The 13,498-nt window shown below is 69.5% G+C and carries 13 protein-coding genes; 7 read left to right on the top strand and 6 right to left on the bottom strand.

Going from position 1 to position 13,498, the window contains the following annotated elements:
- Nucleotides 1-277 precede the first annotated feature (277 nt).
- The gene (locus tag ACWF9G_RS20055; protein ID WP_452516990.1) at nucleotides 278-1,036 is read left to right on the top strand and encodes a polysaccharide deacetylase family protein; all 759 of its coding nucleotides are present in this window, start codon (nucleotides 278-280) and stop codon (nucleotides 1,034-1,036) included.
- A gap of 106 nt (nucleotides 1,037-1,142) precedes the next feature.
- Here ACWF9G_RS20055 and ACWF9G_RS20050 read toward each other — a convergent pair whose 3' ends face one another.
- Nucleotides 1,143-1,778 (bottom strand): hypothetical protein, encoded by a 636-nt coding sequence (locus ACWF9G_RS20050; protein WP_452516988.1) that lies wholly within the window; start codon nucleotides 1,776-1,778, stop codon nucleotides 1,143-1,145.
- Between the two features lie 238 nt (nucleotides 1,779-2,016).
- Between ACWF9G_RS20050 and serC the strand changes: the two genes are divergently transcribed.
- The 3 genes from serC to ACWF9G_RS20035 all read left to right on the top strand — a co-directional run bounded on the left by serC (nucleotide 2,017) and on the right by ACWF9G_RS20035 (nucleotide 5,350).
- A complete protein-coding gene (gene serC, locus ACWF9G_RS20045) occupies nucleotides 2,017-3,138 on the top strand; it encodes a phosphoserine transaminase (RefSeq protein WP_452516987.1) in 1,122 nt (373 codons plus the stop codon).
- 313 nt (nucleotides 3,139-3,451) lie between these two features.
- Nucleotides 3,452-4,459, top strand: coding sequence for a septation protein SepH (gene sepH / locus ACWF9G_RS20040; protein ID WP_379307648.1), 1,008 nt, complete (start codon nucleotides 3,452-3,454; stop codon nucleotides 4,457-4,459).
- A gap of 153 nt (nucleotides 4,460-4,612) precedes the next feature.
- Complete coding sequence (locus ACWF9G_RS20035; protein ID WP_452516985.1) at nucleotides 4,613-5,350, top strand: DUF6928 family protein; 738 nt, start codon at nucleotides 4,613-4,615, stop codon at nucleotides 5,348-5,350.
- 6 nt (nucleotides 5,351-5,356) lie between these two features.
- Here the strand turns inward: ACWF9G_RS20035 and ACWF9G_RS20030 are convergent, their stop codons facing one another.
- Both ACWF9G_RS20030 and ACWF9G_RS20025 read right to left on the bottom strand, forming a co-directional pair.
- Nucleotides 5,357-5,659, bottom strand: coding sequence for a DUF2537 domain-containing protein (locus ACWF9G_RS20030; protein ID WP_379307644.1), 303 nt, complete (start codon nucleotides 5,657-5,659; stop codon nucleotides 5,357-5,359).
- Nucleotides 5,656-6,459 (bottom strand): TrmH family RNA methyltransferase, encoded by an 804-nt coding sequence (locus tag ACWF9G_RS20025; RefSeq protein ID WP_452516984.1) that lies wholly within the window; start codon nucleotides 6,457-6,459, stop codon nucleotides 5,656-5,658. Before ACWF9G_RS20025 ends, ACWF9G_RS20030 begins: the two co-directional genes overlap by 4 nt.
- A gap of 25 nt (nucleotides 6,460-6,484) precedes the next feature.
- Here ACWF9G_RS20025 and ACWF9G_RS20020 point away from each other — a divergent pair, with 25 nt between their 5' ends.
- On the top strand, nucleotides 6,485-6,886 hold the full coding sequence (locus ACWF9G_RS20020) for a YccF domain-containing protein (RefSeq protein WP_379307642.1): 402 nt from the start codon (nucleotides 6,485-6,487) through the stop codon (nucleotides 6,884-6,886).
- Here ACWF9G_RS20020 and ACWF9G_RS20015 read toward each other — a convergent pair whose 3' ends face one another.
- Complete coding sequence (locus tag ACWF9G_RS20015; protein ID WP_379307640.1) at nucleotides 6,887-7,324, bottom strand: MarR family winged helix-turn-helix transcriptional regulator; 438 nt, start codon at nucleotides 7,322-7,324, stop codon at nucleotides 6,887-6,889. It lies immediately after the preceding gene.
- Between the two features lie 62 nt (nucleotides 7,325-7,386).
- Here ACWF9G_RS20015 and ACWF9G_RS20010 point away from each other — a divergent pair, with 62 nt between their 5' ends.
- On the top strand, nucleotides 7,387-7,647 hold the full coding sequence (locus ACWF9G_RS20010; protein WP_452516982.1) for a DUF2530 domain-containing protein: 261 nt from the start codon (nucleotides 7,387-7,389) through the stop codon (nucleotides 7,645-7,647).
- Here ACWF9G_RS20010 and ACWF9G_RS20005 read toward each other — a convergent pair.
- Nucleotides 7,644-9,683: a neutral/alkaline ceramidase gene (locus tag ACWF9G_RS20005; RefSeq protein WP_452516980.1), complete on the bottom strand. Its 2,040-nt coding sequence runs from the start codon at nucleotides 9,681-9,683 to the stop codon at nucleotides 7,644-7,646. The genes ACWF9G_RS20010 and ACWF9G_RS20005 overlap by 4 nt on opposite strands.
- Nucleotides 9,684-9,802: 119 nt before the next feature.
- Between ACWF9G_RS20005 and ACWF9G_RS20000 the strand changes: the two genes are divergently transcribed.
- Nucleotides 9,803-10,429 carry a TetR/AcrR family transcriptional regulator gene (locus tag ACWF9G_RS20000; protein ID WP_379307634.1) on the top strand — a complete coding sequence of 209 codons (627 nt, stop codon included), beginning with the start codon at nucleotides 9,803-9,805 and terminating at the stop codon, nucleotides 10,427-10,429.
- Here the strand turns inward: ACWF9G_RS20000 and ACWF9G_RS19995 are convergent.
- Nucleotides 10,426-13,473, bottom strand: coding sequence for a sacsin N-terminal ATP-binding-like domain-containing protein (locus ACWF9G_RS19995; RefSeq protein WP_452516977.1), 3,048 nt, complete (start codon nucleotides 13,471-13,473; stop codon nucleotides 10,426-10,428). The genes ACWF9G_RS20000 and ACWF9G_RS19995 overlap by 4 nt on opposite strands.
- Between the last annotated feature and the right edge of the window lie 25 nt (nucleotides 13,474-13,498).

Here is a 13,498-nt window from a genome sequence, read left to right as displayed (position 1 = left end):
GGCACAGTGTGTGCCGACCGGCGCCCGGCTCATTCTCGGCTAATGGTCGCGTCACCTACTTGCTGCGCAATCGACCTGCGAGAACACGTTCAGCACGCACCGCCCTTGGTCGGGCGATACGATCCGGGCGAACGTGATCGGCAAGGGGTGGATTGTGCAGGACAACGGACTGTCGCGGCGTCGCCTTTTCGGCGTCTGCACTGCATTCGCAGCCAGCGTGATCACCGGATGTGCTGCCGCACAAGGTGATTCGACTCCCGCGCAGCCAGGTCGAGCAGTGGTCGCACCGCTCACCGCCCTGCCGATCTCCACCGCGATCACTCCGCCCGCGATCGCGCCTCCCACGGTCTGCCCTGCCGTGGTCGCCGCCAGGCACGCGGGCGCGCGACCACACGCGTGGGGCGTCGCGCTACCGGGCATCACCAGCGGTTTCCCCGCAGCGGGCAAGCAGTTCGCGCTCACTTTCGACGCGTGCGGCGGACCCGGCAACAGCCAACTCGACCAGGCGCTGATCGACCTGCTGATCGCCGAACAGGTCCCGGCGACCCTGTTCCTCAACAAGCGCTGGATCGACGCCGACCCCACCCGCGTCCAGCACCTCGCCGCGAACCCGCTGTTCGAGATCGCCTCCCATGGTGTCGCCCACAAACCACTCTCGGTCACCGGCCGCGCCGCCTACAACATCGCGGGAACCGTCTCGTCGGCGGAGGCGGTGCACGAGGTGTGGGCCAACCACGAACGGATCACCGAGCTCACCGGCAGACCACCACGCTTCTTCCGCGCAGGCACCGCCCACTACGACGACGTCGCGGTCGCCATCGTCAACGAACTCGGCGAGACACCCCTCGGCTTCACCGTCAACGCCGACTTCGGCGCCACAGCGTCAGCGGCCCAGGTCCAGCGCGCGATGAGCACGGCCGCCCCGGGCGGCATCGCCCTCGCGCACATGCACCGCCCGAAATCCGGCACGGCGGCGGGCATGGCCGCGGCGATCCCCGCGCTCCGCTCGGCGGGCTACACCTTCGTCCACCTGTAGTCGCAGTCCTCACCGGAATTCGCGTGGCAACGCCGTAGCTCACCTTCGGCAACACAGGCTGTCGAGCTCCGGGAAACCTGGGTGAGCGGTAGCTCGTTCCGGCGGCTCAGGTCAGGGCGGAGAAGTCGATGGCGACGGAGCTGCCCCGGTCGACGGTGAAGAACGCGGCATCGAGGCGAGCGCCGAGTTCGATCTGGCCGACCGCGGCGAGCGGGACCGGCTGGATCAGCCGCACTCGCCATGGTGTCGGCTCGTCCCAGGCGCGCAGTTCGAGGTCGAGGCGCAGCACCGGGTCGTCGCGGCCGGTGTAGTCGGCGGCGATCGGCGCGACGGCGAGCACGGTGGCCTCCGCCCTGCGCCCGTTGGCCAGGATTTTGGCGGCCGCGCTCCGGCCGGACTGCGGGACCTCGGGCACGAACAGCACCACGCGTTCCCGGTCGCCCGGGTCGACCCGGCATCCGACGGTATCGCCGGGCTGCATCCATTCCAGGTCCTGGCTACGCACCCGCTGCCGCACCCGCGCGTCGTAGGCCAGCTCGCCGGGCACCTGCACCCGCACGGAGAACCGGTAACCGCACTCCCCGCGCCGTGACCGCACCGACAGCACCGTCGCGGTGGCGGGTAACCCCCTGATCAGCAACTCCCGCCGCGAACTCTCGGCCAGTAACGCCGGCCGCCTCCCGAACACCCAGGCACACCGGTCGAGCAGGGTCCGACCAGGGTCGACCACCACGAGGCTCATAGCAGAAGAGTAATGCGAACTGCCTACTCACAAGGGCAAATTCCCCGCACTCCCAGCCATGCCGGAGGAGGACAACTACGCCGTGCGTTCACTGATCGCGGTTTCGGTCAGGATTCGCACCGATCGCGTCGATAGTGTGCGGTCGGCGCAGTGGAACCAGCCCCACCCCGCGTGTCCCGCCTCACAGCACCCACCCCACCCCGACAACTCCCGCGCCCCCACCACTAAACTCACCCCCATGACCAGTGCGTTCCCGACCATTCCCGCCGACCTCAAGCCCGCCGACGGACGGTTCGGCTGCGGCCCGTCCAAGGTCCGCCCGGAGCAGCTGCAGTCCCTGGTGACTGTCGGCGCCTCGGTGTTCGGTACCTCGCATCGCCAGAAGCCGGTCAAGGACGTGGTCGCGCGTGTGCGCAACGGCCTGCGTGAGCTGTTCTCGCTGCCCGAGGGCTACGAGGTCGTGCTCGGCAACGGTGGCACCACCGCGTTCTGGGATGCCGCCGCGTTCGGCCTGATCCGCGAGCGTTCGCTGCACCTGACCAACGGTGAGTTCTCCTCGAAGTTCGCCTCGGTCGCCAAGGGCAACCCCTTCATCGGTGACCCGATCGTCGTCTCCTCGGAGCCGGGCAGCGCGCCCGAGCCCGTCTCGGACCCCTCGGTCGACCTCATCGGCTGGGCCCACAACGAGACCTCGACCGGTGTGTCCATCCCGGTCTCGCGTCCGGTCGGCTCGGAGAACGCCCTGATCGCCATCGACGCCACCTCCGGCGCAGGCGGCCTGCCGGTGAACATCGCCGACGCCGACGTCTACTACTTCGCCCCGCAGAAGTGCTTCGCCGCCGACGGTGGCCTGTGGATCGCGATCATGAGCCCGGCCGCGCTGGCCCGCGTCGCGGAGATCAAGGCCTCGGGTCGCTGGACCCCGGAGTTCCTGTCGCTGCCGATCGCCGTCGACAACTCCACCAAGGACCAGACCTACAACACCCCGGCGCTGGCCACCCTGCTGCTGTTCGCCGACCAGATCGAGTGGATGAACGCCAACGGCGGCCTGGACTGGACCGTCAAGCGCACCCTCGACTCGTCCTCGCGCCTGTACTCGTGGGCCGAGTCGAGCTCCTTCGCCACCCCGTACGTCACCGATCCGGCGCACCGTTCGCAGGTCGTCGGCACCATCGACTTCGACGACGCCGTCGACGCCGCCCAGGTCGCCAAGATCCTGCGCGCCAACGGCATCGTCGACACCGAGCCGTACCGGAAGCTGGGCCGTAACCAGCTGCGCGTCGGCATGTTCCCGGCGATCGACCCGGAAGACGTGTCGCAGCTGACCCGTTCGATCGACTGGGTTGTCGGCCAGCTCTGAGATAAGACCGCAATCAGGGCCGGTGCCCGGTGAACCCTTTTCGGTTCATCGGGCACCGGCCCTTTGCGTAGGTTCTCCACGGGTTCGCAACATTTGCATTCCAGCAGCGGTTCGCTGGGCGGCAATTGATGTTGATCCATCACCAAAATCCCTGCACACGACCAGGATTCGTGTGGTGAGCCGATCAGATTAGCGGGACCTGGCGTCCCGGTGCGCGATTTCGGTCGTGCGTGTCTGCTGCGGCGGGCAAGTAATGTGCACTACTGTCTAGGAAAGTGGGCGGTGTCGTAGCCGACGCGATAGGGAGGTAACGGTGCGTGAACTTCGAGTGATCGGGGTGACGCCCGACTCCACGCACATCGTGTGCAGTGACACCGAGTCCGGCACCAAGTTCCGGTTGCCCGCCGACGACAAGCTCCGCGCGGCGGCGCGCGGCGACCTCGCACGATTCGGCCAGATCGAGATCGAAACGGAAGCATCTATGCGTCCTCGCGATATCCAGGCCCGTATTCGAGCCGGAGCGTCCGTCGAGCAGGTCACGGCGGAGTCCGGGATGCCGGCCACCAAAGTCGAACGTTTCGCCTACCCGGTGTTGCTGGAACGCGCACGCGCCGCCGAACTGGCGCAGAAAGCGCATCCGGTGCGCCCCGACGGACCCGCGGTGGAAACGCTGCACGAGATCGTCACCGCGGCCTTCGCCGAGCGCGGCCACACCATCGAACAGGCCGAATGGGATGCCTGGAAAGACGAAAAGGGTTTCTGGGTCGCCCAATTGCAGTGGCGCCACGGTCACTCCGAGATCGCGGCGCACTGGCGCTACCAGCCGGATGCGCACGGCGGCTCGGTGTCCCCGCTCGACGACCCGGCCAACGACCTGATCGATCCCGATTTCGGTCGCGCGCTGCGCGGGCTCGCCACCATCCTGCCCACCCCGGTGGAGCAGGCCGCACCGGTCGTCGAACCGCCGACCCCGGTGGAGCCGCGTCCGCGCGAGCAGGTCGCCCCGACCGCGCGTCCTGCGAGCCGTCCCGCCCAGCCGACGCTGGACGAGTACTACGAGCAGCGCGCGGTCGCGGCCGGTGGTGGGGCCGCGGCGATTCCGGCCGCGGCGATTCCGGCCGCACCGGTGCCCGCCGCGGCGATTCCGGCCGTTCCGGCGGCGCCGAGTCAGCCTGCGGCACAGCAGCAGGACAAGGAGCCCGCGGCGACGGAACCGGCGGCGGAGAAGCCTGCCGCGAAGCCCGCACGGGCCAAGCGCGGCAAGGCGCCGATGCCGTCCTGGGAAGACGTCTTACTGGGCGTCCGCAGCTCCGGACATTAACCGCCTCTCCGCGTCTTTTGGCCAGACTCAGGTGCGGGGTCGGGGTGCGTTGGCGGCCGGTGGTTGTCGGCGAGTTGAGTTAGCCCGTTCCCGGTGAGTTACCCATGTTCTTGCTAGAGCTGGTGATTCGGTCCAGGTGGGAGGTGGTGGCTGGTGATATCTGCTTCCACCCTCTGGTATGTCGACACTCCGGATCCGGTGGGTGTGTTGCGGGACCACCCCGAACCTGATCCTGCCGCCGCCGCGGCGCTCGCCGGGCAGTTGTACGCCGAGCACGATGTGCTGCCGATCATGATCGGGACGCTCAACGGGTGTGCCGCGCCGGATCGGGACGAGGTGTACATCGGGTGCTATCCGGGGCTGACCGTCGTGTGCACGGCCGAGGCGGCACTCGTGCGGCCGACGAAACTGCCGGATCTGCTGGTGCGGCCGCTCGCGTCCGAGCAGACCTATCTGGTGTCGTTCGACGCGACACTGCACTGGGGCGCGTTCGCGCATTGGGAGCGGGGCGAATTCCGGCGCTCGTTCAGTTCCACCCGGGTCGACATCCTGGAGAACGAAGGGCTGCCGATGGTGTGGGAGCGGCCGTTCTGGGCGGGTGAGCATCCCGTGCGGTGGTGGGACGGCACGCATCCGGGACCGCAGTCGCTGCCGTTCGATCCGCCCGACTTCGCCGACGCGGCCAATGCCGAATGGCTCGGCTTCCACTACCGCACGCCCGCCGAGCCGGGCCGCCTCGTCCCTGGCGACCTGGCGGTCTGCGGGTTCACGCTCTATCCGAAAGGCCAGGCACCACAGCCCCGGCCCGCGCAAGGGGCAAGGCCGGGCGCGGCCACCCGGCGCAAGCGGGGCCTGTTCGGCTGGCTGCACCGCACCGACCGGGTGCTGTGACGCGACTCAGCCGCCGAGCTCCTCGACGATCACCGCCAGCCAGCCGGCCAGCACGCCGATCGCGGCGCCCGCCAGCACCCACCGCACCACCGGGGTGAACCGCCAGCGCCACGCCGTCGGCGCCACCCCGATCGCGGCGACCAGATTCACCGCGACGGCCAGTAATGGATGCACCGCGGCCAGCGCGGCGCCGAACGCGTAGACCGCGACCGCGCCGAGCACCGCGACAAGCACGACGACAGTGCAGCCCGCGACCCATGGCACCGAATCCGGTTGGGCGCGATAGGGACCGTCCGGCTCCTGCTTCACGATGTCCGCACCCGCTCGTAGAACGCCATCGCCGCCGCGGTCGCCACATTGAGCGAATCGGTGCCGGGCGACATCGGGATCCTGGCGCGCACATCGGTGGCGCGCATGGCCTCCTCGGTGAGTCCTGGTCCCTCCGCGCCGAGCAGCAGCGCTACCCGCTTGCCCGTCATCGCCGTCGCCAGATTCATCGCCGCGGGATCCGGGGTCAGCGCGATGATCTGGAAACCGCGCTCGCGCAACAGGTCGAGGCCGCCCGGCCACGACGGCAGCTGCGCGAACGGCACCCGCAGCACGTGCCCCATCGAGACCCGCACCGCGCGCCGGTAGAGCGGATCGGCGCACCGGTCGCCGAACAGCACCGCGTCCGCGCCGAGGCCGGCGGCATTGCGGAACATCGAGCCAAGGTTCTCGTGGTCGTTGACGCCTTCGAGCACCGCGACCGTGCGGGCGCCGTCGAGCACCTCCGCGGGCGTCAGCTCGGCCGGGCGCGGCGCAACGGCCAGGACACCGCGGTTGAGATGGAAGCCGACCACCTCGGCCATCACCTCGGCGCTGGCCCGGTAGTACGGGATGTCGCGGCCTGCCAGGTCCCCGGCCAGCGGCTCGTAGCGTTTCCCGACACCGAGCAGGGCGCTCGGGGTGAACCGGGAGCCGAGCATCCGCTGCACGACGACCACGCCCTCGGCGATGACCAGGCCTTTTCGCCCCGGCAGGTCCGGCCTGCGGTCGGCGGAGGACAGGTCACGGAAGTCGTCGACCCTGGGGTCGGCGGGGTCGTCGATGTCGATCACTTCGGCCACTGGACAATCCTGGCATGATGGAAGCATGAAGATCGTGCAGTTGATCTTGAACATCCTGTGGGTGGTGCTGTGCGGCTTCTGGATGGCCCTCGGCTATCTGCTCGCGGCACTGATCTGCTTCATTCTCATCATCACCATTCCGTTCGGCATCGCCTCGTTGCGGCTCGCCGGGTACGTATTCTGGCCGTTCGGCCGCACGGTGGTCGGCAAACCGAGCGCGGGCGCCGGCTCGCTGATCGGCAACGTGATCTGGTTCATCTTCGCGGGCTGGTGGCTGGCGCTCGGCCATATCGCCACCAGCATCGCGCTGGCGATCACGATCATCGGGCTGCCGTTCGCCTGGGCGAACCTCAAGCTGGTGCCGCTGTCGCTGTTCCCGCTCGGCCACGAGGTCGTCGACGCCGACGACGCGCGCGCCGCGAGCTGATCACTCGGATTCGGCGACGATCTGGTTCATGATCTCGACGGCCCGGTCCAGGATCTCGATCTGCTCGGGCCGCAGGCGCGAGAGCTGATCGGTCATCCACGCCTCGCGGGCATGCGTCTCGTCGGCGACGAGCGCGCGCCCGGCCGGTGACAGCGACACGATGATCTGCCTGCCGTCGGTCGGGTGCGGGCGGCGCTGCACCAGATCCAGGTCCGACAGCGAGGCGATGACGCGCGTCATCGACGGCGGCTGCACCCGCTCCTTGCCTGCCAGCACCCCCGGCGTCATCGCGCCATCACGCGCCAGCGTCGCCAGAGCCGACAGCTGGGTGAGCGAAATCTGCGCGTCGGCACGGCGGCCGCGCAGGTGTCGCGTGAGCCGTACGACGGCCAGTGAGAGATCACCGGCCAGGGCACGGACGTCCGATGGCGTTGTCACAGTGCAGAACTCTACGGTACGGCCGCGCCCCCTGACGGGTTTCACGCGGCTACTGTTTGGGTATGGATATCGGCCACGTCAGTTCCGAGATGCCCGCGCTGCCCCGACGTCTGGTAGATCCGCGGCCGGTCGTCGTCGCCGGTTTCGTCGCCTGGCTCGTGGCCGCGGCACTGGTGTGGCTGAATCCGGCCTGGTCAGAGGCCAGGCCAGTATGCCTGATGGGCCTTGCGGTCGGCGTGCTCGGCCTGTCGATCTTCCTGCTGCAACGCCGGTCCGCCCGGCGCGGCGACAAGGGCGCCCAGGTGGGGCTGCGGACCGACTAACCGATCACCTCGAATTCGGCGCTCGTCCCGGTGACCGGACGCAGCGCCCCGTCGGCGCCGAGCGCGTCGGCGTAGTGCACGAACCGGTGCGCCCCCGGCGTGGCCGACGCGGGGATGTCCCAGCTGAATCTGGCGATCGAGATCGCGTCGCCTTCCTTGCGCCAGTGGAATCGCACGTCCCACTCCCCCTCGTTGGCCACCCGTACCCAGTCGCCCGCGCTCGTGCGGCGCTGCACCACCAGGAACGTGTCGCCGCGGCGCGGATTGTGTTTGGGATGGGCCGAGACGAACTCGACCGCGACCCGCTCCCCGCGCGGACACTGCGCGGGCGGCTGCACGAGAACGTCGCCGAAAGCGCGACCCTGTGGTGTCGCGTCCGGGCCGGGGGTCGAGGCGAAGTTCGGTTGCAGTGCCGAGACATCGCGCGGCGCCGGACCGCGGCCGATCGCCCCGCCCGCCACGAACGCCGCAGCCAGCCGGGTGAATTCCTGGAGGTACGCGCCAAGCGTGTAGCGCCCGAACAGCGTCGAGGCGCCCTCGTACTGCTGCGCGTCGTACTCCTCGGGCGTGGTGACGTATTCGTGGTAGGAGTTCGCGTAGCCCTGTAGCAGCACCTGTTCCGGGTCGACGCCCAGCGCCGCCGCCACCGCCCGCCGCACCCGCAGGCCGGCGACGATGGTGAATTCCGCGCCGGCGGCGGCCAGATACAGCCCGCCGATCCGGATCAGCTGGATCGGCACCACATTCGGCACCCATGGCACCGGCGGGAGCAGACCAAGCGGCACCGCGATCGCCTTGGGCGCCTGGGCATCCGCGAGCCAGGCCGGGTGTGGCTGGTCGATCCCGCCGAGGAAGTCCACCAGCGGATTGCGTACGCCCTCGGGAATCGGCCCGCCGGGCAGGCCGGGACCGTCCTCGACGCTGCCCGCGATCAGCGAGACGCCGGCGGCGGCGGGCGAGGTGCGTCGCGGTGCGCCGTCGGGAGTGAAGCGGCCGTCGACGGTGACGTCGGCCAGGTCGATGTAGCACAGCAGCGAGTCCACCGAGCCCGACATCGAAACAGCCTGCGCCGCCGCTCTTTTCGATGCCGCGTACTGGCGTTCGCCGAGGATTCTGGTGTTCTCGAACTCGTCGGTGGTCGGCCCGTCACCCGGGGCGAGGTTGAGATTGGGCGACATGTCACCGGCATTGGTCTGCGCGAACGCGGCGATATAGGACGCCGGTCCGTCGAGATGGCGCACGCCGTGTTCGATGTGCTCGGCGGCGAAGCTGGCGTAGCCCTTGTTGTCCGAGCTGATCAGGCGGTTCGCGTTGGTCATCGAGGTGTTGTGGGTGGCGAACCAGGTGAGCGCGCCGACCTCGCGGCCCGCCCTGGTGAAGACCAGCGTGGTCACCGCCGGGTCGACGGCGCCGGGGAACACCGCGCGGTCGGCCTCGGGATTGCGCTCGAAGGAGACGCGGGACCGGTTCACGCTGGCATCGTGCAATTCGGTGCGGCCCAGCGCGATCGCGCCGGGACCGAAGTCGGCGTCGGCCGCGGCGATCGCTTCGACGATGCCGTTCACCTCGGCGTCGTACACCTGCTGCTGAAATCCGAGCGTCGCCAGCGTGTAGGCGTAGTCGTGCGCGGAACCACCACAGCTGGAATGGGTGTGGGTGGAGGTGAGCACGACATTTCGCTCGGTATAGCGATCGCCGAATCGCTGCGCGAGCGCGAACAGCACACCGCGATGGACCGACCCGAACACCGCGCCGTTCTCCACCGCGACGTAGGCGATCCGATTTCCGCCCGCACCGATCACGAACGCGCGCGCCCGCGGGCGCAGATGAATTCCGGCGGTGGCCTGATCGAGTTGCGAGTAGCCCATCATGCCGCATTCCGCCGCGGGTCCGGTGAGATCGGCGATACCGAGACCGAATTCGAATCCGTCCGGTTTCAAATTCGCGTGCGCGGCGGGCGTTCCCGTGGCGACGAGGGGAACGGCGGCCATACCCAGCGCCGAGGCGGTGAGGACGGTACGGCGGGACACGGACATCAGGCGACTCCTTCGCAACTTCCGTTTCGGAGACAACCACACCAACTGGTCATATGTCCAGTATTTTCTCGCGGACCGGCGAATTGACTGTTTGCCACGCGAGCGCTTAACTCGCACGGGTGTCCTCCCGATTGAGCGTCGAAGAACGACGAGCCCACCTGATCGAGGCAGCGATCGGTCTCGCCGAGAAAAAGGGCGTCGCGGGCGTGACCACCCGCGATGTCGCCCAAGCGGCAGGTGTTTCGCTTGGTGTGGTGCATTACTGTTTCGAAAACAAGGATGCGCTGATGACCGAGCTGGTCAAAGCGTTGTCCATGGAATTGCGCGATTCCGTCGATGCGGATGATTCGATCTGGGCGGATGCCGGAACAGGAAAAGAAGCGCTTCACAAATTGGTGCGCGGCGCACTGGAACTGATGTGGCGCAACATCGAGGCCACCCCGGAACGTCAGCTGCTCACCTACGAAACGACCACCTACTCGCTGCGCGAGGGTGAGACGACACCGGCCAAGATCGCGATCGCCCGCGAGCAGTACGCGTTCAACGACAGCACCGTCGCCGACGTGATGGACCACTGCCGGGAAGCCACCGAGACCACCTGGAACACTCCCATCACGGAGCTCAGCCGGTTCATCCTCAACGTCATCGACGGCATCGTGCTGCGCTGGCTGGTCGACGACGACAGCGAATCCGTGCAGACCCAGCTCGATCTGCTCGCCGAGATGGTCACCGCGCACGCGCGCTAACCGCGCGGCACCTGGACGTGCACGGCGTCGTCGGTGAGCCACCACGGCACCCGCACGGTGCCCGACAGCGCGCCGCGCAGGTACACCTCGAGGGTGTCGTGCAGGACCAGCGCGCCGCTCGTGTCCGCCGGTGACCACAGCTGCCGCAGCACCACGCCCAGCGGGTCGGCGGCCCAGGTGGTTCGCCTGCCGGTGCCGAGCACCTCGGCGCTGACTTCCTCGGAGACCAGCGGCAGATCGAGCAGGGACGCCAGTGCGCCCGCATGGGCGGTGTCGCCGGCGACCAGCCGCTCCGGCGGGACCACCAGGCCGAAGCAGGGCTGGTCGAGCACCATGGCGGTGCCCGCGTCGACGACCGCGCCGGACAGGGCGCGAACCTGCTCGGGGAGATCCAGTTCGCGCGGATCGAGCGCGCCGGACTCGACGGCGGCGGCCAGGCGGGCGTGGGTGTGGGCGATGACTTCGGGCGCCGGGGTTTTCGACGGGTCGGCGAGGGCGTCGAGGAGTTCTTCGGCCAGTTCGGCCGACATCACGTCCGGGCGGACCAGGATCGGGCGCAGGACGTCCAGATCCGGTCCTTCGATGCCGTCGACCTCGAACGCCGGGAGCAGACCGGCGAATTCGTCGTCTCCGGGGTGTCGCAGGCGACCGAGGGCGATGCCGTCGATGTGGGCGTGGCGGTGCAGCCACCAGGCGGTATAGCCGTCGCGGTCGGCGAGCAGGGCGCGGGTGCGCGGTTCGGACAGCAGGTGGCGAAGCGCTGTGGGCCAGCGATTTTCGTCGACCAGATCGAGGTCGCGGACGGCGGCGAGCTCGCGGGGGTCCGCGGAAAGGCTGTCCCACCAGTCGTGTTCGTCGTCGAGGTCGTGGTCGGGGCCGATCGGATCGGGGTCGGTGAGTACCGCGAAACCCCAGCCGACGCCGATCGCGCGCAGGGCCTGTTCGCCGTACTCGGCGACCACATCATCGGCGATGGTGCCGAACGGCGAGTCCGCTTCCAGGACGGCGGCGAGCGGGGCGCCGGGGAGCAGCAGCTCGTCGGCGGGGCGCAGTTCCCCTGTGTCGTCGGGCAATTCGAGCAGACCGAGCCAGGAGGGCAGCGTCTCCGGTGTCGCGAACGGGGCCAGGTGCAGGACCGCGTCGACCGTGTCCGGGTCGGCCGGGTCCTGCTCGAGCAGGTCGTGCAGGCCCGGATCGGTGAGCAGGTCCTCCGCGGTGGCACTGCGGGCGCCGAGGCGGGCCAGCAGGGCGTGCGTGGCGTCCGGGTGGACCAGGCGGGCCCAGTGCACCGGGACGGCGACGGTGAGCTGGTCGTCGAGCACGACGGTGCGCGGCCCGGTGACGAGCCTGCCGTCGGCGAGCGGCACCGCGAGCGCACCGAACTCCTCGGCGGTCACGGTGTCGACCACGAACGGTTCGAGCGCGGCGTAGAACCGCTGCCACCAGTGCGGTTCCCGGTCCAAGCCGCTCGACAGGTCGGCCAGGGCGGCGGGGCCGAGACGGTGCACGTCGAGGACGGACAGCTTCTCCTGCTGAGCGCGGCCGGAGAGCTCCGGGATCACCAGGGGGCCGGTGATATCGGCGAGCAGGGTCGCCAGTTCCGGGGTGAGGTCGGGGAATACGCTCGCGCGGGTGGGGATGCCGCAGGGGGCGGCAGCTATGTCCACACCCGTACGCCCAGGCGTAACGGGTGCGGATGTTCCGTGCGCGTCGTCGGCGGTGGACCCGGCAGACACATCGAATGCGAGGACATCTACGGCAGTCGCTGACCCGGCCGGCGCACCGGGCACGAAGTCATCGGCACCCACGTCGGCTCGGCCGGTACCGGAGGTGGGGCAGACGGGGAGCCAGGGGTTGGTGCGGAGTTCGGTGGTGACGGCTTCGCGGAGGAGGCCGTCGGCTTCGCTACGGGCGAATCCGGGGGCCGGGATCAGGACGAGGCGGTCGCGGGGCGGGAGGGCGCGGGCGAAATCGGCGTAGCCGGTGGCGATTTCGGTGAGGCGGGCGCCGGGGAGGAGGCGGCGGCGATCGGGCTGCATGGGGATGTCGGCGACCAGGATCGCGGGGAGGGATAGTTCCTCGTCGGAGCGGGTTGGTGCGCGCAGGACATCAGGAGCGGTGGCGACAGGGCGGCCGTCGCGCAGGGGCAGCAGCCAGCGAGCCCTGGGGGTGCTGTACTGCCACCAGCGCTGGGTGGTGTTACCGGATTGAGCGGGGCCGCCGGACTGCGCGGCACCGCCCGACTGCGCGTGGTCACCGGACTGGGCCGCATCGCCCGACTGCACGTGGCCACCGGGCGCCGCACCGCCGGACCGCGCGGGGGCACTGTGGTGGGCGGCACCACCGGACTGGGCGGGGGCGCTGGACTGGGTGATCGCCAGCTCGGTGAGACCGTCGGTGTCTAGGTCGATGACGGTGCTGGAGAACTCCGCGTCGGCGATCCGGATGCGGTGCAGGGCAGGCAGTTCCAGGAGGAGGTCGACTGCTTCCGCGCGCATCGCATCGAGCAAGGCGTCAGCGTCTACGTCGTCGCGCAGGTGGATGACGATCTCGGTGTCGGCGCCGGCGACCGGGAAGGTCGGCACCGGCCAGGCCAGGCGCAGCACCGGTGGCGCGATCGCCGCCAGGTCGTCGGGGATCTGGATCCCGATGTCGTGCAAGGAGTTCAGCGTCGCGACGCGGGAGAAGCGGATCGATCCGGTCGTGGAACGGACTTCGATCTCGTCGCCGACGGACCGCACCGCCGTGAAGCCGACACCGAACCGCCCGACCTGCTCGTCACCGGCCTTCCCCGACGCGCGCAATGCGGTGAGCGCGTGCACACCGGAAACACCCAGCGGCACACCGGTATTGGCGACATGCAGACGCCCGTCGAGCACCCGCACGGTGAGCTCACCCGCCACCCCCGCCTTCGCCGCGGCATCGGCGGCGTTCTGCGCGAGCTCGGTGAGCACCCGATCCCGGTAGCCCGCGGCCACCAGATCCGCCTCACTCGCACTGTCCTCACGCAGCCGAGTCGGCGAATCCCGCCAGGCGGCAAGCACTCCGGCACGCAGTTCCGCGGTGCCG

It is taken from the genome of Nocardia sp. NPDC055029 (genome assembly GCF_053608525.1).
This window is presented reverse-complemented; position numbering and strand designations above follow the sequence as displayed.

What these genes read in the sequence shown, in the direction of transcription:
- ACWF9G_RS20005 (WP_452516980.1), bottom strand. Translation starts at nt 9,683, where the DNA reads ATGTCCGTGTCCCGCCGTACCGTCCTCACCGCCTCGGCGCTGGGTATG.
- ACWF9G_RS20010 (WP_452516982.1), top strand. Translation starts at nt 7,387, where the DNA reads ATGGATATCGGCCACGTCAGTTCCGAGATGCCCGCGCTGCCCCGACGT.
- ACWF9G_RS20050 (WP_452516988.1), bottom strand. Translation starts at nt 1,778, where the DNA reads ATGAGCCTCGTGGTGGTCGACCCTGGTCGGACCCTGCTCGACCGGTGT.
- serC (WP_452516987.1), top strand. Translation starts at nt 2,017, where the DNA reads ATGACCAGTGCGTTCCCGACCATTCCCGCCGACCTCAAGCCCGCCGAC.
- ACWF9G_RS20020 (WP_379307642.1), top strand. Translation starts at nt 6,485, where the DNA reads ATGAAGATCGTGCAGTTGATCTTGAACATCCTGTGGGTGGTGCTGTGC.